This window comes from Streptomyces sp. TAA204, assembly GCF_000424965.1.
Genome location: NZ_AUKW01000003.1, coordinates 169,795 through 189,135, shown reverse-complemented (window position 1 = coordinate 189,135; position 19,341 = coordinate 169,795). Strand labels below are relative to the sequence as shown.

19 protein-coding genes are annotated in these 19,341 nt (G+C 68.9%); 10 read left to right on the top strand and 9 right to left on the bottom strand.

The annotated features are described in order from the left end of the window. The first annotated feature begins 76 nt into the window (after positions 1–76). From H343_RS0106550 to trxA, 5 genes are all read left to right on the top strand, one after another. Positions 77–1,984: a hypothetical protein gene (locus H343_RS0106550; RefSeq protein ID WP_028430493.1), complete on the top strand. Its 1,908-nt coding sequence runs from the start codon at positions 77–79 to the stop codon at positions 1,982–1,984. Positions 1,985–2,130: 146 nt separating this feature from the next. After that, on the top strand, positions 2,131–2,838 hold the full coding sequence (gene sigM / locus H343_RS0106545) for an RNA polymerase sigma factor SigM (protein ID WP_486586826.1): 708 nt from the start codon (positions 2,131–2,133) through the stop codon (positions 2,836–2,838). Next, positions 2,835–3,848: a zf-HC2 domain-containing protein gene (locus H343_RS0106540; RefSeq protein ID WP_028430491.1), complete on the top strand. Its 1,014-nt coding sequence runs from the start codon at positions 2,835–2,837 to the stop codon at positions 3,846–3,848. Before sigM ends, H343_RS0106540 begins: the two co-directional genes overlap by 4 nt. Before the next feature lie 121 nt (positions 3,849–3,969). Then, positions 3,970–4,956 (top strand): thioredoxin-disulfide reductase, encoded by a 987-nt coding sequence (trxB, locus tag H343_RS0106535; protein ID WP_028430490.1) that lies wholly within the window; start codon positions 3,970–3,972, stop codon positions 4,954–4,956. A gap of 32 nt (positions 4,957–4,988) precedes the next feature. Then, entirely contained in the window at positions 4,989–5,354 is a 366-nt protein-coding gene (gene trxA / locus H343_RS0106530) for a thioredoxin (RefSeq protein WP_486586806.1), read from the top strand. 138 nt (positions 5,355–5,492) lie between these two features. Here the strand turns inward: trxA and H343_RS0106525 are convergent, their stop codons facing one another. The 9 genes from H343_RS0106525 to rpmH all read right to left on the bottom strand — a co-directional run bounded on the left by H343_RS0106525 (position 5,493) and on the right by rpmH (position 12,039). Next, positions 5,493–6,110, bottom strand: a complete 618-nt coding sequence (locus H343_RS0106525) for a GNAT family N-acetyltransferase (RefSeq protein WP_028430488.1) — start codon at positions 6,108–6,110, stop codon at positions 5,493–5,495. A 91-nt stretch (positions 6,111–6,201) separates the two neighbouring features. Next, entirely contained in the window at positions 6,202–7,341 is a 1,140-nt protein-coding gene (locus H343_RS29185; protein ID WP_078505095.1) for a ParB/RepB/Spo0J family partition protein, read from the bottom strand. Next, entirely contained in the window at positions 7,338–8,414 is a 1,077-nt protein-coding gene (locus tag H343_RS0106515; RefSeq protein ID WP_078505093.1) for an AAA family ATPase, read from the bottom strand. Before H343_RS0106515 ends, H343_RS29185 begins: the two co-directional genes overlap by 4 nt. Before the next feature lie 292 nt (positions 8,415–8,706). Continuing rightward, entirely contained in the window at positions 8,707–9,432 is a 726-nt protein-coding gene (rsmG, locus tag H343_RS0106510; RefSeq protein ID WP_028430486.1) for a 16S rRNA (guanine(527)-N(7))-methyltransferase RsmG, read from the bottom strand. A gap of 59 nt (positions 9,433–9,491) precedes the next feature. Beyond that, complete coding sequence (locus H343_RS0106505) at positions 9,492–10,010, bottom strand: R3H domain-containing nucleic acid-binding protein (RefSeq protein ID WP_028430485.1); 519 nt, start codon at positions 10,008–10,010, stop codon at positions 9,492–9,494. 18 nt (positions 10,011–10,028) lie between these two features. Beyond that, the gene (yidC, locus tag H343_RS0106500) at positions 10,029–11,204 is read right to left on the bottom strand and encodes a membrane protein insertase YidC (protein WP_028430484.1); all 1,176 of its coding nucleotides are present in this window, start codon (positions 11,202–11,204) and stop codon (positions 10,029–10,031) included. Between the two features lie 8 nt (positions 11,205–11,212). After that, positions 11,213–11,503 (bottom strand): membrane protein insertion efficiency factor YidD, encoded by a 291-nt coding sequence (gene yidD / locus H343_RS0106495; RefSeq protein ID WP_028430483.1) that lies wholly within the window; start codon positions 11,501–11,503, stop codon positions 11,213–11,215. Beyond that, positions 11,500–11,877 (bottom strand): ribonuclease P protein component, encoded by a 378-nt coding sequence (rnpA, locus tag H343_RS0106490; RefSeq protein WP_028430482.1) that lies wholly within the window; start codon positions 11,875–11,877, stop codon positions 11,500–11,502. Before rnpA ends, yidD begins: the two co-directional genes overlap by 4 nt. A 24-nt stretch (positions 11,878–11,901) precedes the next feature. Beyond that, on the bottom strand, positions 11,902–12,039 hold the full coding sequence (gene rpmH / locus H343_RS0106485) for a 50S ribosomal protein L34 (RefSeq protein WP_027748981.1): 138 nt from the start codon (positions 12,037–12,039) through the stop codon (positions 11,902–11,904). A 434-nt stretch (positions 12,040–12,473) separates the two neighbouring features. Here rpmH and dnaA point away from each other — a divergent pair, with 434 nt between their 5' ends. The 5 genes from dnaA to H343_RS0106460 all read left to right on the top strand — a co-directional run bounded on the left by dnaA (position 12,474) and on the right by H343_RS0106460 (position 19,135). After that, positions 12,474–14,396, top strand: a complete 1,923-nt coding sequence (dnaA, locus tag H343_RS0106480; protein WP_037902687.1) for a chromosomal replication initiator protein DnaA — start codon at positions 12,474–12,476, stop codon at positions 14,394–14,396. Between the two features lie 799 nt (positions 14,397–15,195). Further along, entirely contained in the window at positions 15,196–16,326 is a 1,131-nt protein-coding gene (gene dnaN, locus H343_RS0106475) for a DNA polymerase III subunit beta (protein WP_028430480.1), read from the top strand. A 126-nt stretch (positions 16,327–16,452) separates the two neighbouring features. Continuing rightward, on the top strand, positions 16,453–17,385 hold the full coding sequence (gnd, locus tag H343_RS0106470; protein WP_028430479.1) for a phosphogluconate dehydrogenase (NAD(+)-dependent, decarboxylating): 933 nt from the start codon (positions 16,453–16,455) through the stop codon (positions 17,383–17,385). 8 nt (positions 17,386–17,393) lie between these two features. Continuing rightward, on the top strand, positions 17,394–18,524 hold the full coding sequence (gene recF, locus H343_RS0106465) for a DNA replication/repair protein RecF (protein WP_028430478.1): 1,131 nt from the start codon (positions 17,394–17,396) through the stop codon (positions 18,522–18,524). A 122-nt stretch (positions 18,525–18,646) separates the two neighbouring features. Continuing rightward, positions 18,647–19,135, top strand: a complete 489-nt coding sequence (locus H343_RS0106460) for a DciA family protein (protein WP_486586825.1) — start codon at positions 18,647–18,649, stop codon at positions 19,133–19,135. Positions 19,136–19,341 lie beyond the last annotated feature (206 nt).

Sequence of the window (19,341 nt, the reverse complement as noted above, 5' to 3'; positions counted from 1 at the left end):
TATCGGTGGACTGTGGGCACAATTGTTGAGCTGTTTCACAGAGTGGCTGCACTGAATTGGGGAGGCAGGAACGACGGTGGCGGAACGGAGCACAGCTGCCGTCGGCGTGGCTGAGAGCAGCGGTGAGCCTGAGACGCTCACCGCGCGGGCGGACGAAGCCGGCGTCGACAGCGCGACGAACCGAAGCAGCGGCAGCAGCGACCGGCCCCCGGAGGAGACCAGACAGGACGCCGGAGCCCCCGGCGGCAGCCAGGACAGCGCCCACGACAGTGCCAACGGCAGCAGCAGCGAGAGCATCAGCGAGGCCGACGTGTCCTCACATGCAGCGCCCGGCGAAAGCGGAGGCGCGGACAGCACCGCGGCACAGACAGAGCCCCCCGAGCCCGCAGGAGCCGAGGCAGCCCCCGACGGCGATGCCGCGGCCTTCGCCCCGACACCCGCACCACCGGAGCTGCACAGCGGCCACAAGCTGGCCCGGCGGTACCGTCTGGAGGAGTGCGTCACCCGTCTGGACGGATTCAGCAGCTGGCGTGCTGTCGACGAGAAGCTGCGCCGTGCCGTCGGTGTGCACGTCCTCTCGTCGAGCCATCCCCGCGCCCGTTCGGTGCTCTCCGCCGCACGCTCCTCCGCCCTGCTCGGCGACCCCCGCTTCGTCCAGGTCCTCGACGCCGTCGAGGACCACGACCTCGTCTACGTCGTGCACGAGTGGCTCCCGGACGCCACCCCGCTCAGCGACCTCCTTGCGGCCGGCCCCTTCGAGCCGCACGACGCCCACCAGCTCGTCGGCCAGCTCTCCCAGGCGATGACCGCGGCGCACCGGGAGGGCCTGGCCCATCTCCAGCTGACGCCGGGCACTGTGCTGCGCACCGGCTCCGGGCAGTACCGCATCCGAGGTCTGGCCGTGAGCGCCGCCCTGCGCGGCGTGCACAGCGAGACTCCTCAGCGCGCCGACACCGAAGGCATCGGCGCCCTGCTGTACGCGGCGCTCACCCAGCGCTGGCCCTACGAGGAGGACGCCTACGGCCTCACCGGCGTCGGCTCCCTCGCCATGAACGGCCTCCTCGCGCCCGATCAGGTCCGCGCGGGGGTGCACCGCGGTCTCTCACAGCTCGCGATGCGTGCGCTCGTCAACGACGGCGCCACCGCCTCGAGCCAGGAGCGTCCCTGCGCCACTCCCGAGGAGCTGGCCAAGGCCGTTTCGGCGATGCCGCGTATCCGCCCCCCGGAGTCCTCGTTCAGCGCCCCGGGGCCCTACCAGCCCTCGTACCGGCAGCAGGGCGCGTACGGGCCCGGCACGGCGAACCGTCCCGGGCCCGGTGCCGGCCCTCCCGGTGCGGCCACCGAGCCTCCCGCGCCGCCGGCCCTTCCGGGCCGTACCGGCAAGGCGCTCAAGTGGGGCGTCTCCGCGCTCCTCATCGCAGCGCTGGGGCTGGGCAGCTGGCAGGTCGCCGACACCCTCCTCAAGAGCGACAACTCCGCGAGCGACAAGGCCGGCCAGACCAGCGGCCCCGGGGGCGAGGACGATGTCGGCAAGCCGGTGAAGATCGCCGGAGCCAAGGACTTCGACCCTCCGCCCGCCGGCAACGGCAGCGAGAATCCCGAGGGCGTCCCTGACGCCGTCGACGGCAACCCCGGTACGTACTGGCTCACGCAGAAGTACTACGGCCGGCCCGACTTCGGGAACCTCAAGCCGGGTGTCGGACTGGTCCTCGACCTCGGCGAGGCGCAACAGGTCAGCTCGGTCAAGGTCGACTTCCTCGGTGCCACGTCCGCCGACTTCCTCGCCGCTCCGAGGAGCACGAGCGCGATGCCCGGGGCGCTCGACGGTTTCAGCAAGGTGAGTGGCGGCACCGGCGAGCACCTCACGCTGAAGGCGAAGAAGCCGATCAAGACTCAGTACGTACTGGTATGGCTCACCAAGCTCCCGCGCTCGGACGACGGCAACTACCGTGGCCGGATCACGGAGATCCAGGTTCAGAGCTGACACCTCGACACTGACGCACGGCACAGCCGGCGGGCGAGGATGACAGGAGGCGTCCGACGGTGAGCGACGAGCGTGGCGGCAAGGGGATACGCCGCCCCAGGCGAGGGCGAGGCGGCCGCGCGGCCGGCAGACCGGCCAGGTCCCCTGTGCCCGCACAGGAGCGCGGTGCGGTGGCCGCGCTCGACGACCGCGAACTCCTCGCCCGGCACGTCGACGGCGACAGGGAAGCCTTCGCTGAGATCGTGCGCCGCCACAGGGACCGTCTGTGGGCCGTGGCCGTACGCACCCTGGGCGATCGGGAGGAGGCCGCCGACGCCGTGCAGGACGCGCTCATCTCCGCCTACCGAGCGGCGCACACCTTCCGCGGCCAGTCTGCGGTGACCACCTGGCTGCACCGGATCACGGTCAACGCCTGTCTGGACCGGGCCCGCAAAGCTGCCTCGCGCCGGACCTCGCTCACGGACGACACCGAGCGCCTGGACCATCTCCTGGAGCCGCACGAGTCCGCGGAGGTGCCCGCGGAGCGCCAGGACCTCCACCGGCAGGTCGTCGCAGCTCTCTCCCAGCTGCCGCCAGAGCAGCGTGCCGCCCTCGTACTCGTGGACATGCAGGGATACCCGGTGGCCGAAGCCGCCGAGATGCTCGGTGTCGCCGTCGGCACGGTGAAGAGTCGCTGTGCCCGTGGTCGTGCCCGGCTGCTGCCGCTCGTCGATCATCTGCGCCCGAACGGGGAGCAGAGGGGTGGACCAGGGCAGGACGCGGGAAGGAACCGGACCCACGGGGCATCCGTCCCACGGGCGGAAGGCATGACAGGACCACCTGGCTCCGTGAAGGGAGGAGGAGAACAGGCATGACATCCACCCCTTTCACGTCCGACGTGTACGGCGCCGACGACCATCCGGACGTCACAGAGATCTCCGCACTCATCGAAGACGCAGTGAGCCCGGAACGCTCATCGGTGCTCCGGGCTCATCTCTCCGGGTGTGAGCCGTGCACGGACGTGAGGGCATCGCTGGAGGAGATCCGCGACATGCTCGGCACGCTGCCCGGCCCGGTGCGGATGCCCGCCGACATCGCGGGCCGTATCGACGCCGCACTGGCCGCCGAGGCGCTTCTCGACGCATCGCCCGCGGACCCCGCCGCCGTTTCACGTGAAACCGGTCCCGGTGATGCCCAGCGCGGTCGGCACACGAGGGCCGGCGGTCGCGAGGGGACGGCACGCAAGCACGGTGCGCATGTTTCACGTGAAACCGCCGCCTCCCGCTCCGGTGGACCCGGTCGCCCGGCCGACCGTCCCGCCGACCGTCCTGCCGGGCATCCCGGAGGCAGCAGCGGCCCAGGGCGGCACAGGCCCGCCAAGCGCACCCGTCGCTGGCGCTCGGCGGTTCTCGCCGGCGCCGGAGCTGTCGTCGCGCTCGGCATCGGCGGGCTCGTCATGCAGTCCATGTATTCCCCGTCCTCTCCCACGAAGGCCGGCGGAGCCGAACAGGGAAAGCGGGAGACCGCCGACGGGGCCCTGGAGAAGCACGTCCAGAGCCTGCTCGCCGAGGAAGACTCCACGGGGGAGCCGACAGCTCCGCGCACACCGGACCTCAAGAGCAAGCAGAGCCCCGGCAACAGTCCCCTCGCGGGCAGCGCGTCCTCCATCCCCTCCTGCATCCGCGAGGGCATCGACCGTGCGGAGACCCCGCTCGCCGTCGATGAGAACGCCCCGTACAAGGGCAGCACCGGTTATCTCGTCGTCCTGCCGAACCGTGGTGACTCCCAGCGCGTCGACGCCTACGTCGTGGACCGCTCCTGCACCACCGGTGAAACCTCCGGTCCGGGTGAGGTACTGACCACTCGCACCTACTCGCGCCACTGACACACTCCCTCCCTGACGCCCGCCGGACTGCACCACTGGGAATGTCTGCCCCCTAGGATCCGTTGGGTGGGGTGAGAACCTCACAGACCCGGAAAGCAGTCGGCAGACAAGGAAGACTCCCGTGAGCGACGTCCGTAACGTGATCATTGTTGGTTCGGGGCCGGCCGGGTACACGGCCGCGCTCTACACGGCGCGGGCATCGCTCAAGCCGCTGGTCTTCGAGGGGTCGGTGACAGCGGGTGGCGCACTGATGAACACCACCGAGGTGGAGAACTACCCGGGCTTCACCGACGGCATCATGGGCCCGGAGCTGATGGACCAGATGCGCGGCCAGGCCGAGCGGTTCGGCGCGGAACTGATCCCCGACGACGTGACCGCCGTTGACTTCTCCGGGGAGATCAAGACCGTCACCGACTCCGTCGGCACCGTGCACCGTGCCCGCACAGTGATCGTCTCGACCGGGTCCGCCTACCGCTCACTGGGCCTGCCGCGTGAGGAGGAGCTGTCCGGACGGGGCGTGTCCTACTGCGCGACCTGTGACGGGTTCTTCTTCCGCAACCAGGACATCGTCGTCGTCGGCGGCGGCGACACCGCGATGGAAGAGGCCACCTTCCTCTCCCGCTTCGCCGACTCCGTCACCGTCGTCCACCGGCGGGACACCCTGCGCGCCTCCAAGGCCATGCAGGAACGCGCCTTCGCCGACCCCAAGATCAGTTTCGCGTGGAACAGCGAGGTGGAGTCCATCCACGAGAAGGACGGGAAGCTCGCGGGACTGACCCTGCGCGACACCAAGACCGGCGAGTCGCGCGAGCTGCCCGTCACCGGACTCTTCGTCGCCATCGGCCACGACCCCCGCGTCGAACTCTTCCGTGACGTCCTCGCCATGGACGACGAGGGCTACCTCAAGGTCGAGGCACCTTCCACCCGCACCAACATCCCCGGCGTCTTCGCCGCCGGTGACGTCGTCGACCACACCTACCGCCAAGCCATCACCGCCGCCGGCACCGGCTGCTCCGCGGCCCTGGACGCCGAGCGCTACCTCGCCGCCCAGCTCGACGGCACCCACAGCGAACACGCCCCCGAACCCGAGAAGACCGCTGCCGTCTGACGGACTGCCGCAGCGACTTCCTCGCGAAGTTCTTGCCCCACCATCACGAGAATCAGAGGAGAGCCACCATGGCCGGTGCCACCGTGACCGCTACCGACGCAGACTTCGACGAGGTCGTGCTCAAGAGCGACAAGCCCGTGCTCGTCGACTTCTGGGCTGCCTGGTGCGGTCCGTGCCGCCAGATCGCCCCCTCCCTCGAGGCGATCGCCGAGGAGAACAGCGACAAGCTCACCATCGTCAAGCTCAACATCGACGAGAACCCCGGTGTCGCCGCGAAGTACGGCATCATGTCGATCCCGACGATGAACGTCTACAAGGGCGGAGAGGTCGTCAAGACAATCGTCGGCGCCAAGCCGCGTGCCGCCATCGAGAAGGACCTCGCCGAGTTCATCGGCTGAGTGACCGGGCACCGCTTACGAAAGGTGCCACAGGAACGGCCCGGCGTGTGCGCATCGCACGCCGGGCCGTTTCACGTGAAACCAGGCACTGTCTTCCCGGCTTCGCCCAGTACTCTCGCGCGGACTCTCCAGCACCGCTCACAGCGGCCGCAGCGCCGGCTCCTTCTGTACCGCCCCCAGCAGCTGGTCCAGCGCGCGCTCCACATCCTCACGCCACGAGACCGTCGACCGCAGCTCCAGGCGCATCCGGGGATAGGTGTGATGCGGACGGACGGTCTTGAACCCGACGGAGAGCAGATGGTCCGCCGGGATCACGCACGCGGGTTCTGTCCATTCGGCAGCCCCGAATGCCTCGATCGCCTTGAAGCCCCTCCGCAGCAGATCCTTCGCCACCGACTGCACGATGACCCGGCCCAGCCCCTGGCCCTGGTATCCCGGATTGAGCCAGGCGGTCATCAGCTGCACCGCGTCCGGCGACACCGGGCTCGTCGGAAACGCGACAGAACGAGGAACGTATGCCGGGGGCGCGTAGAGGACGAACCCCACCGGCTTGTCGTCCACGTGGACGACGCGCCCACACGATCCCCACTCCAGCAGGACAGCGGAGATCCACGCTTCCTTCTCCATCTCAGGCCGCCCGGCTCGCACCGCGGCCTCACCGCTGACCGGATCGAGCTCCCAGAACACACAGGCACGGCAACGCCTCGGCAGGTCCGGAAGATTGTCCAGCGTGAGCGGAACGAGCTGTCGCCCCATGGATCCATCGTATCCATGGGGCGACATCTGCTCCCGCTGTGGCGGGCCTGAGCATTCTGCGAGCCCGGCTCCCCGGGTCTGACGGCAGGGGTCAGTCCTCGCTGTCATCCGCTTCGGACTCGGCGGCCTCGGCCGACAGCTGCTTCCCCAGTACGCGCCCCTCGCCCGGCGCGAACTGACCGAGGATGCGTTCCAGATCGTCGACCGAGGCGAACTCGACCACGATCTTGCCCTTCTTCTGCCCGAGGTCCACCTTCACCCGAGTCTCGAAGCGATCCGAGAGCCGACCGGCCAGCTCGTCCAGGGCGGGGGAGACCCGCTTTCCCGCTCTCGGCCCCTTGGACTTGGTTGTGCTCTTCGGCGACGACCCCATCATGGTGACGATCTCTTCGACCGCACGCACAGACAGCCCCTCCGCCACGATCCGGTGAGCGAGCCGGTCCTGCTCCTCCCCGTCCTCAACGGAGAGCAGCGCACGTGCATGCCCGGCGGAGAGCACCCCGGCCGCGACACGACGCTGCACCGAGGGTGAGAGCCGAAGCAACCGCAGCGTGTTGGACACCTGCGGCCGCGAGCGGCCGATCCGGTCGGCCAACTGGTCATGCGTGCAGTTGAAGTCCTTCAGCAGCTGGTCGTACGCCGCTGCCTCCTCCAGAGGGTTGAGCTGTGCCCGGTGCAGGTTCTCAAGCAGTGCGTCCAGGAGCAGCTTCTCGTCATCGGTGGCGCGTACGATCGCGGGGATGCGCTCCAGACCCGCCTCACGGCAGGCCCGCCAGCGGCGCTCACCCATGATGAGCTCATAGCGCTCCAGGCCCAGCTGCCGTACGACCACCGGCTGAAGCAGACCCACCTCCTTGATGGAGGTGACCAGTTCGGCCAGGGCGTCCTCGTCGAACACCTCACGCGGCTGACGAGGGTTGGGCGTGATCGCTTCGAGGGGCACCTCCGCGAAGTGCGCACCGACCGGCTCACCCTCAACCGTTGTGTCGTCCGCGCCCACTCCGTCGGAGGAGGCCGGCGTTTCACGTGGAACGTCCTCGCGTGCTTCGCTCTGCGGCAGTGACGTGACCTTGGCCGCCGCCACTCCACGCTCCGACATCACGGGTACGGCACTGGGAGAGGTCGCCCCGTTGTTGCCGACGGACGGGCTCGCGCTCTCCTCCCCGGACGCTGGTGCTGCCGGGATCAGCGCACCGAGACCCCGGCCCAGTCCCCTACGTCGATCGCTCACTGCGTGCCCTCCGCCATGGTGCTGTTGTGCTGTTGCTGGTGCAGTTGCTGGACCGACTGTTCGTGCTGCTGCTGCACGTTCGGATCGCGCAGGGCGATCTCACGCGCGGCCTCCAGATAGGACAGTGAGCCGCTGGATCCAGGATCGTAGGTCAGCACCGTCTGGCCGTAACTGGGAGCCTCCGAGATACGAACGGAGCGGGGAATGTTCGTCCGGAGGACCTCGGCTTGGAAGTGGCTGCGTACCTCGTCCGCCACCTGTGACGCGAGCCGGGTGCGGCCGTCGTACATGGTGAGGATGATCGTCGAGACATGGAGCTGGGTGTTGAGATGTCCCTTGACCAGATCGACGTTGCGAAGCAGCTGACCCAGCCCCTCCAGCGCGTAGTACTCACACTGGATGGGGATGAGGACCTCGGCTCCGGCCACCAACGCGTTGACGGTCAGCAGACCGAGCGACGGCGGGCAGTCGATCAGCACATAGTCCAGCGGCTGTTCGTACGCGCTCAGCGCACGCTGCAGTCGGCTCTCCCGCGCCACCAGTGACACCAACTCGATCTCCGCACCGGCGAGATCGATGGTGGCGGGCGCGCAGAAGAGTCCTTCCACATCCGGCACCGGTTTGACGACGTCGGACAGAGGCATGCTCTCGACCAACACGTCGTAGATGGACGGTACTTCGGAGTGGTGGTCGACACCCAGCGCCGTGGAGGCGTTCCCCTGCGGGTCAAGGTCGATGACCAGCACGCGTGCACCGTGCAAGGCCAGGGAGGCGGCCAGGTTCACGGTGGTGGTGGTCTTCCCGACCCCGCCCTTCTGATTGGCGACGACCATCACCCGGGTCTGCTCGGGCCTGGGAAGACCCTCGCCGGCGCGGTTCATCGCCTCAACCGCCTGCTGGGCGGCACGACCGATCGGCGTATCGTCCATCGGAGGCGGAGTTTCACGTGAAACGTCCACCGTTTCTGAACGGGGGCCGGGGACCGGATCGGCCATCGGTCCCGCGGTATTGGCGTCGGACCGCAAGGGTTCACTCTCCTCGACATCAGGCTCGTGCTGAGGAGAGCCTGCCATGCTTTCGGTGTTGTGAACCAGCGAGCCCCGCTCAGTTGTGGATGAATCCACTGCGGGACGGTGCTTCTGCGAAGGCTTCTGGCCACGCTCGTGAGCCTGAGCGCGGCCACGGCTGATGATTCCATGCAAAAGAGAGCGGCGTTTCACGTGAAACACGATGCACACTCAACGCCCGCACACACGGACGACACACCGCAGCGCATAGCTTTAAGAGCATTTATGGAGTAGTCGGACATCCCCGTTGAGGGATAGCCGCACCGCGTGTGAACCCGCAGCACACACGCGGCACGTCTCAACGCCGTCGCCGGCCGCCTCGCGCCGCCCGTCCCGAGCGGGCCTTCTGGGCCTTCGCCCTGCGGGCGGCAAAACGAACACCGCCAGGAGACTCCCCGACCTCCGCCCGTACAACGGTCGAGAGCGGGTCCACCACTCCGGTACCCACCTGCACCACGGACGTCGCCACGACCCCGAGCTTGTGCAGCGCGTCCCGTGCGCCGCGCAGCTCTTCCTCGGCGGTGTCCCCCTTGAGCGCGAGCATTTCGCCGTACGGGCGCAGCAGCGGGACGCCCCAGCCCGCCAGCCTGTCGAGTGGTGCCACGGCCCGCGCCGTCACCACATGGACCGGCTGCAGAGCGCCCAGCATCTCCTCGGCCCGGCCCCGCGCCACCGACACATGATCAAGTCCGAGCAGTTCCACGACCTCCTCCAGGAAGGTCGTCCGTCGCAGCAACGGCTCCAGCAGTGTGATCTCGAGATCCGGGCGCACCAGAGCCAGCGGAATGCCCGGCAGGCCCGCTCCGGAACCGACGTCACAGACCGTCACGCCCTCGGGCACGATCTCCGACAGCACGGCGCAGTTCAGCAGATGCCGCTCCCACAGCCGCGGCACCTCACGGGGCCCGATCAGTCCACGCCGTACTCCCGCGTCCGCGAGCAGCTCGGCGTAGCGGACGACGTCAGGCAGCCGCTCGCCGAAGAGCTTCCGTGCCGCCTCCGTCGGCGGCGCGAGCTCCGCCAGTTCACTCGAATCCGCCGGGCCTCCCTCCGGGGGCCCGGCCCTGCCCACCGACCCGTCGGTCACGGCAGCACAACCACGCAGCGCTGCGGCTCCTCGCCCTCGGACTCACTGCGCAGCCCGGCGGCCTTGACGGCGTCGTGCACGACCTTGCGCTCGAACGGCGTCATCGGCCGCAGCTTCACCGGCTCGCCGTTGCCCTTCGCTTCCTGCGCCGCTTTCGCGCCCAGCTCCGCGAGCTCCTCGCGCTTACGGGCGCGGAAGCCGGAGATGTCCAACATCAGCCTGCTGCGGTCGCCGGTCTCCCGGTGAACCGCGAGGCGGGTCAGCTCCTGAAGTGCCTCCAGGACCTCACCGTCCCTGCCGACCAGTTTCTGCAGGTCACGGGTGGACCCGTCACTGATGATCGACACGGCGGCACGATCGGCCTCGACGTCCATGTCGATGTCACCGTCGAGATCGGCGATGTCGAGGAGCCCTTCGAGGTAGTCGGCCGCGATCTCGCCCTCCTGCTCCAGGTGAGACAGCGAATCTGTCTCCTCCGCGGCGGTCTCTTCCGCGGTGTCCGTCGTCTCCGTCACGGCGTGGGCTCCTTCTGCTTACTTCTTGGAGGGGTGCTTGGGACGCTGCGGGCCGCCCTTGCGCTGCTGCCCTGACTTCTTCTGACCGGACTTGCCGCCCGACTTCTGGCCGCCCGACTTCTGGCCGCCGGACTTCTGACCGTTGGACTTCCCGCCCTGGGCTCCGGCCGGCTTGGGCTTCTGCTGCTGCCCGTCCTGGTCCGGTTCCTGAGTGCCGGCGTCCTTCTCAAGCGAAGGGGACTCATCCTGACCGGTGCCGGTACGCGCCTGCTGGCGCTGCGACTTCGACTGCCGCTTGGGCTGCTGACGGCGGGCCCGCGCTGCCTCGACGGCCTCCCGCGTCTCGACCTCCTTGGGGTCCTCCTTCAGCTTGCCCGCGGCCCGCAGCTTCTGCTGCCGCTGCTCGTACGCGATGGAGCCCGGCGTCGGGTTGCGCTTGATCACGAACATCTGCTGGCCGAGCGTCCAGACGTTGGTGGTCAGCCAGTAGACGAGGACACCCACGGGGAAGTTGATGCCGAAGACGGCGAACATGATCGGGAAGATGTACATCAGCATCTTCTGCTGCTGCATGAACGGCGTCTTCACCGTCAGGTCGACGTTCTTCGTCATCAGCTGGCGCTGCGTGTAGAACTGCGACGCCGACATCATCAGGATCATGATGACCGTGACGACGCGGACGTCCGTGAGCGAGGCGCTCAGCTCGCCGACCTTCTCCGCGCTGTCCAGGAACTTCGCGGCGATCGGTGCGCCGAAGACCGAGGCGTTACGCGCGCTGTCGACCTGGTCCGCGGTGAGTACGCCCACGGGCTGGTTGTTGGCGATGTGGTTCAGGACCTGGAAGAGCGCGATGAAGAACGGCGACTGCGCCAGGATCGGCAGACAGCTGGAGAGCGGGTTCGTGCCCGTCTCCTTGTACAGCTTCATCATCTCTTCGGACTGGCGCTGCTTGTCGCTCTTGTAGCGCTCCTGGATCGCTTTCATCCTCGGCTGGAGCGCTTGCATGTTCCGGGTCGACTTGATCTGCTTCACGAAGAGCGGGATCAAGGCGATCCGGATCACGACCACCAGGAAGAAGATGGACAGACCCCAGGCCCATCCGCTGTCCTCGTCGACGACCAGGCTGAACAGCGAGTGGAACTGGACAATGATCCAGGAGACAGCGGTATAGAGAGGACTCAGGATCGTGTCCAGGAAGTTCATCAGGCTCCTTGGGCGTTGGACTGGGTCCGGTGCTGCTGCCAGCGGTAACGCAGCCGCTGGTGCCAAACCGGATACTTCCGGGCGGGGACGTGGTCGACGCCACCGGGCGACCACGGATTGCAGCGCAGGATGCGCCAGGCCGTCAGTGCCGTCCCTTTCACCGCACCGTGCCGTCCGATGGCCGTGTAGCCATAGTGCGAGCACGACGGGTAGTAGCGGCACACCGGTCCGAGCATCGGACTGATGGTCCACTGATACAGCTTGATCAACCACAGCAGCGGGTACTTCATGAGGAAGGCCCTCCAAGCAGCCGCCGCATGGCGGCCTCCAGGTCGCGTACCAGCTCCTCGTGGCTCGCCTCGCCCGCGCCCGGCAGCGCCCGTACGACAACCAGGCTACCTGTGGGCAACTCGCTCAAGCGCTCCCGTACCAGATGCCGGAGCCGCCGCTTGACGCGGTTGCGCACAACCGCGTTGCCGACGGCCTTGCTGACAACGAAACCCGCACGCGCGGGGGGAGCCTCTCCCCCCGCGCCGTGCGGGTCCGATGAGCTGCTGTTGCTGCGGAGGTGCACGACCAGAAGCGGGCGTCCAGCCCGGCGTCCTCGGCGTACCGCGACCGCGAAGTCCTGGCGCCGCCTCAGCCGGTTCTCGGTAGGCAGCACGTCATGGACCGGTGATCAGGCCACTCAGGCCGACAGGCGGCTGCGACCCTTGCTGCGGCGATTCGCGACGATGGCGCGGCCGGCACGGGTCCGCATGCGCAGCCGGAAGCCGTGGGTCTTCGCGCGGCGGCGGTTGTTCGGCTGGAAGGTGCGCTTGCTCACTCGGGGGCTCCAGGAGTGCTTCGTGTTCCGCTGCTTCCGCGGAACGTGGGCGTGTGGGGCGTCGACAAGCTGTCACCGTGCGCCCACGAGCAGCTCGCAACGCCCGAGTGTGCACCGCTTCGTGATCCGCAGAAGAACTGCTTGGATCTTGCCCATCGGAGGCAGGCGGCAGCAGCCGTCGACAACTCGACCTCGTTACGGTACGCGCGGCCGCGCCGTTCGGTCAAACCGCCGGAGCACCCGCCGAAGGCACTGGCGGCGCACCCTGCGGCACTCGTACACAGCCTGTGGACAACGACTTGAATGCTGCACGTCGGCCTGACTACCGTGACTGAACCTCCCATCCCTCCCGACCGCCCGCAGAACCCCACATTCGTGGGTTCCGGCCGGATTCACCGAAGCATCACATCCAGCGAGTGAGAGAAGCGTGACCCGTGGCTGACCTGCCTGCCGATCTTGCCGCGGTGTGGCCGCGAGTGCTCGAGCAGCTCCTCTCGGACGGCCAGGGGGTCGAGGCCAAGGACCAGCGCTGGCTGCGCGACTGCCAGCCTCTCGTGCTCGTCTCGGGCACCGCGCTCCTCGGCGTGCCGAACGAATATGCGAAAGGTGTCCTCGAGGGACGCCTGTCGCCGATGATCAGCGATGCTCTCAGCCGCGAGTGCCAGCAGCCCATCCGGCTCGCGATCACTGTGACGGGGCCCGCATCGGAGTCGTCCGGCACGGCCTCCGCGCCCCCTCCGGCGGCGTCCGCGGGCCCCGAGCCGCAGCCGTCGGCCCCGTCGCTGCCCGCGCAGCACACCCCGGGACCGCACGACGGCGGCGGAGCCGGCACCCCGCCGGGCTATGAAGGCGCAGGCTACGACCGCCAGGGCGGATACGAGACCGGCAGGTACGACCACTACGAGGGCCGCGACGCATATGAGAGCCGCGATCTGCCCAGCCCCCGCCCGGCCTACCCCGACTATCCGCAGGCGCCCCGGCAGACCGGCGCCTGGCCGCAGCCCGGCCGGGAGCAGTACGCGCCACAGCACCAGCAGCCGCAGCATCCCCAGCGATCGCAGCAGCCGCACCAGCAGCAGACGTACGAGCAGCACTACGACCAGCGCCAGCACTCGCACCAGCAGCAGTACGAGCGCCCTCCGCACCACTACGAGCAGTACGAGCACCAGCGGCACCCGCAGCAGCAGATGCCCCAGCCGCAGGTGCCCCCGCAGGGCCAGCCTCCCGCTCCCCGCTACGACGGCCCTTCCCAGCTGCCCGCCTCCAGCGGCGCCCCCGGGCCACTCGCGGCCCAGCCCGCACCGGCGACGGGCCCGGGCGAACCGACAGCACGGCTGAACCCCAAGTACCTGTTCGACACCTTCGTCATCGGCGCTTCGAACCGCTTCGCGCACGCGGCCGCCGTCGCCGTCGCCGAGGCGCCGGCGAAGGCGTACAACCCGCTGTTCATCTACGGGGAGTCCGGGCTCGGCAAGACGCACCTGCTGCACGCGATCGGGCACTACGCCCGCAGCCTCTACCCGGGCACGCGTGTGCGGTACGTGAGCTCCGAGGAGTTCACCAACGAGTTCATCAACTCCATCCGCGACGGCAAGGCGGACGCGTTCCGCAAGCGCTACCGCGACATGGACATCCTGCTCGTGGACGACATCCAGTTCCTGGCCGACAAGGAGTCGACGCAGGAGGAGTTCTTCCACACCTTCAACACGCTGCACAACGCGAACAAGCAGATCGTGCTCTCCAGCGACCGTCCGCCCAAGGCCCTGGTCACGCTGGAGGACCGGCTCCGCAACCGCTTCGAGTGGGGCCTGATCACCGACGTCCAGCCGCCGGAGCTGGAGACGCGCATCGCGATCCTTCGCAAGAAGGCGGTGCAGGAGCAGCTCAACGCACCGCCCGAGGTGCTGGAGTTCATCGCCTCCCGGATCTCGCGCAACATCCGCGAACTGGAGGGCGCGCTCATCCGCGTCACGGCATTTGCCTCGCTCAACCGGCAGCCCGTCGACCTCGGCCTCACCGAGATCGTCCTCAAGGACCTCATCCCGGGCGGTGAGGACGCCACCCCGGAGATCACGGCGCCGGCCATCATGGCCGCCACCGCCGACTACTTCGGGCTGACGGTGGACGATCTGTGCGGCTCCTCCCGCAGCCGCGTCCTGGTGACGGCGCGGCAGATCGCCATGTACCTGTGCCGGGAGCTGACCGACCTCTCGCTGCCGAAGATCGGCGGCCAGTTCGGCGGCCGTGACCATACGACCGTGATGCACGCGGACCGCAAGATCCGCGCCCTCATGGCCGAGCGGCGCTCGATCTACAACCAGGTCACCGAACTCACCAACCGCATCAAGAACGGCTGAGCACACGGCTGAGCACACCACGGCCCTCCGGGATCAACTCCCGGAGGGCTTTTCGCTGTTCGATTCGAAGGGACCGGGAGGGCAGGGTCCACAAGGAACGGGCGAATGAGGCGTCCACACCCTGTGGGCCCCCGGAGTTGTCCCGAAAGCGTCCACAGAGGAACCCGCTGATGATCTGTTCCAGGAGGTCACGTGGCTGTGTACTTGTGCGCAACCGGCTTCCACAGCATGTGGAGGTTCGGCGGGGCCCGGTCGGGCCGGGGCGTTCTGTCCACCGCCCGCCCACAGCCGAGGTCGTCTTGTCCCCAGCTTCTCCACAGCTCTGTCCACTGTTCGGCAACTCAACGCGCCCGCTCACTGGTCCGAGTGAAAGGCGTCACACTGGGGCCCCGGTTTCGGCTGTGGGAAACATGGGGAAACCTGCCGCCACCGCTGTGGGCAAGTCGCCTGAGGCTGTGCACCGTGTGTGCAGAACTTTTCCCCGTCCACAGAAAGCCCCTCGCGCTCCACCGCTGCGCCCACAGGGGCGGTGGACAAAATCTCCGCTCCGACCTGCGAAAACGGTCTTATCCACGGTTTCCACAAGCCCTACTACTACGACCACCTCTATTAAGCGGGGAATCCGTTTCGAAGTGGGGGCTGTGCACAACTCGGAGCGAGCGACTCCTACCCGCCCCGCAACGACTTGACCCACAGCTGCGCCGACTGTCAGCGCAGTGCGTCAGACTGGTCCCCGGCAACGAGCCGACCACGACAGGCAGCACGGCGAGCAGCCAGCAACAGCAGGAGGCGGCTGAAGGTGAAGATCCGGGTAGAGCGCGACGTTCTCGCGGAGGCGGTGGCCTGGGCGGCGAAGAGCCTCCCCGCACGTCCGCCCCAACCTGTCCTTGCCGGCCTGCTGCTGAAGGCGGAGGAGGGCACTCTGAGCCTCTCCGGCTTCGACTACGAGGTCTCGGCGCGCGTCTCCGTCGAGGGCGAGGTCGAGGAGGAGGGCACGGTCCTCGTCTCCGGCCGGCTGCTCGCCGACATCTGCCGCTCGCTCCCCAACCGCCCCGTGGAGATCTCGACGGACGGCGTACGCGCCACGGTGGTCTGCGGCTCCTCCCGCTTCACCCTGCACACACTGCCTGTGGAGGAATACCCCGCACTGCCCGAGATGCCGACCGCCACCGGGGCCGTGCCCGGTGAGGTCTTCGCCTCCGCCGTCTCGCAGGTGGCCATCGCCGCCGGCCGTGACGACACCCTCCCCGTGCTGACCGGTGTGCGCATCGAGATCGAGGGCGACACCGTCACGCTGGCCTCCACCGACCGTTACCGCTTCGCGGTGCGTGAGTTCCTGTGGAAGCCGGAGACGCCTGACGCGTCGTCGGTTGCCCTGGTGCCGGCGAAGACGCTGCTGGAGACTGCCAAGTCGCTCAGTGGCGGGGACAGCGTCTCCCTGGCGCTGTCGGGTTCTGGTTCGGGCGAGGGGCTGATCGGCTTCGAGGGTGCGGGCCGGCGTACGACCACACGGCTTCTGGAAGGGGACCTGCCGAAGTACCGCACGCTGTTCCCGACCGAGTTCAACTCCGTCGCCGTGATCGAGACCGCGCCGTTCGTCGAGGCGGTGAAGCGCGTCGCCCTGGTCGCCGAGCGCAACACCCCGGTCCGGCTTAGCTTCGAGCAGGGTGTGCTGACCCTGGAGGCGGGCTCCAGCGACGACGCACAGGCTGTGGAACGTGTGGACGCGGAACTCGAGGGCGACGACGTCTCGATCGCCTTCAACCCGGGCTTCCTGCTGGAGGGCCTGAGCGCGATCGACTCCCCCGTCGCGCAGCTCTCCTTCACCACCTCGACCAAGCCGGCGCTGCTGAGCGGCAGGCCCGCCAAGGACGTCGAGGCGGACGACGCCTACAAGTACCTGATCATGCCTGTGCGGTTGTCGGGCTGAGCGTCCGGCCGTAACCGGGACGTCGTCCCTGGTCGGCAACGTCTGAGCGGTGGGAGTCCACAGGTGTGCACGAACCTGTGGGCGTAGGGTCGGGCGCAGGTACGAATCGTGAGAGAAGGGGCACTGATGGAGCTCGGCCTCATCGGTCTCGGCAAGATGGGCGGGAACATGCGCGAGCGCATCCGCCGCGCAGGCCACACCGTCGTCGGCTACGACCGTGATCCCGGCATCGCGGATGTGCACAGCGTCCAGGAGCTGGTGACGTCGCTGGAGAGCCCGCGGGTGGTGTGGGTGATGGTCCCCGCCGGCGACGCCACCCAGTCGACCGTCGACCAGCTCGCCGAACTGCTCGCCCCCGGCGACGTCGTCGTGGACGGCGGCAACTCGCGCTGGACCGAGGACGAGCGGCACGCCGGGGAACTGGCGGCCAAGGGCGTCGGTTTCGTCGACTGCGGTGTCTCCGGCGGAGTGTGGGGCCTGGAGAACGGCTACGCGCTGATGTACGGCGGCGCCGCCGAGCACGTGGCCCGCGTCCAGCCCGTCTTCGACGCGCTCAAGCCCGAGGGCGAGTTCGGGGCGGTGCACGCGGGCAGGGTCGGTGCCGGCCACTTCGCCAAGATGGTCCACAACGGCATCGAGTACGCGATGATGCAGGCCTTCGCCGAGGGCTGGGAGCTGCTGGAGGCAGCCGACGCGGTCACCGACGTGCGTGAGGTCTTCCGCTCCTGGCAGGAGGGCACCGTCATCCGTTCCTGGCTGCTGGATCTCGCGGTCAAGGCTCTCGACTCCGACGAGCACCTGGCCGAACTGCAGGGCTACGCCGCCGATTCCGGCGAGGGCCGCTGGACGGTGGACGCGGCGATCGACAACGCCGTGCCGCTGCCCGCCATCACGGCGTCGCTCTTCGCCCGTTTCTCCTCCCGGCAGAAGGACTCTCCGCAGATGAAGATGGTGGCCGCTCTGCGCAACCAGTTCGGGGGACACGCGGTGACCGCCTCGGGCGACCATGTGGACGGTGACACCCCGGGCGCGGACGTGCTTCCGCCGGTGCGTGGCTGACGGGTTCGATGCACGTCACGCATCTCTCGCTCGCCGACTTCCGTTCGTACGCCCGTGCCGAGGTCTCCCTCGAACCGGGAGTCACGACCTTCGTCGGGCCGAACGGGCAGGGCAAGACGAACCTGGTCGAGGCCGTCGGCTATCTCGCGTCGCTGGGCAGTCACCGGGTCTCCTCGGACGCTCCGTTGGTGCGGATGGGCGCCCAGCGGGCCGTCGTACGGGCGGCGGTGCGGCAGGACGACCGGCAGCAGCTGGTCGAGCTGGAGCTGAATCCGGGGCGGGCCAACAGGGCGCGGATCAACCGGTCTTCGCAGGTCAAGCCGCGTGATGTGCTGGGCATTCTGCGGACTGTGCTGTTCGCGCCGGAGGATCTGGCCCTGGTGAAGGGCGACCCGGGCGAACGCCGCCGTTTCCTGGACGAGCTGGTCACCGCCCGTTCCCCGCGGATGGCGGGAGTCCGCTCCGACTACGAGCGCGTGCTCAAGCAGCGCAACACGCTGCTGAAGTCCGCCGCGATGGCGCGGCGGCACGGCGGCCGTGAGCCGGGAATGTCCACGCTGGACGTGTGGGACGAGCATCTGGCCCGGGTGGGCGCCGAGTTGCTGGCGCAGCGGCTGGAGCTGACAGCGGCGCTGCGGCCGCTGGCGGACAAGGCCTACGAGCAGCTTGCGCCGGGCGGTGGTCCGGTGGGTCTGGAGTACAGGGGGCAGGCGGACGCGCCGGACGGCGGCGGTGTCTCCCGTGAGGAGCTGTACGGGTCGTTGCTGGAGGCGTTGCGGGGTTCGCGCCGCTCGGAGATCGAGCGGGGGGTGACGCTGGTGGGGCCGCACCGGGACGATCTGGTGCTGAAGTTGGGGGAGCTGCCGGCCAAGGGGTACGCGAGTCACGGTGAGGCGTGGTCGTTCGCGCTGTCGCTGAGGCTCGCTTCGTACGAGCTGCTCAAGAGCGAGGGCAACGAGCCCGTGCTGGTGCTGGACGACGTGTTCGCGGAGCTGGACGCGCGGCGCCGGGCGCGGCTCGCGGAGCTGGTGGCACCGGGCGAGCAGGTGCTGGTGACGGCGGCGGTGCCGGAGGACGTGCCGGAGGTGCTGGCGGGGGCGCGCTTCTCGGTCTCGGACGGGGAGGTCGTACGGGTGTGAGCGAGGAGCCGCACGAGCCGGCGCAGAGGCTGCCGGAGGGTTCAGAGGGACCGTCGGAGCCGGGCGCGGGGCCGGTCGCCGGGGACGGGGCGGAGCGTCCCCAGCCCGCGGAGCCGACGGGTGTGGACCTGGCGCGGGTCGCGCTTCGCGCTGCCAAGGAGCAGGCGCGGGCGCGTGGCGCGGCGGCGCAGCAGAAGCGCGATGTGCGCCGGGGCAGTGGTCCGCGCTCCGGCGCGGGGAGGGACGGGCGTGACCCGTTGCCGCTGGGTGCCGCGGTGCGGGGGCTGATCACCGAGCGGGGCTGGGAGGTTCCGGCCGCGGTGGGCGGTGTGATGGGTCGGTGGCCTCAGCTCGTGGGGCCGGAGGTGGCGCAGCACTGTGAGCCGGCGCGGTACGACGAGCAGGAGCGCGTACTGACGGTGCAGTGCGATTCGACGGCGTGGGCGACGCAGCTGCGGCTGCTGGCGCCGCGGCTGGTGGCGCGGCTGAACGAGGATCTGGGGCAGGGGACGGTCGCCTTGCTGAAGGTGCTGGGGCCGCAGCCGCCGGGCACGCGCGGTGGTCGTCTGCGTGCTCCGGGTAGCAAGGGTCCGGGTGACACCTACGGGTGACAGGTGACGGCGCTCACGGTGATGGAGCGTTGACAGCCCGAAGCGCTGAGCGCCCCCGTGAGCGTTCTGGCCCCCCGGTGTGCATATGGGGAGTCGGTGGACGCCAGTTCAGCTCGGCACATGCGGACTCAGGTACCGGCAAACCCCCATTCACGGTTCAGCCCCCGGTACACTGGTGGCGAACCCGCCCCGTTGCGGAACATGTC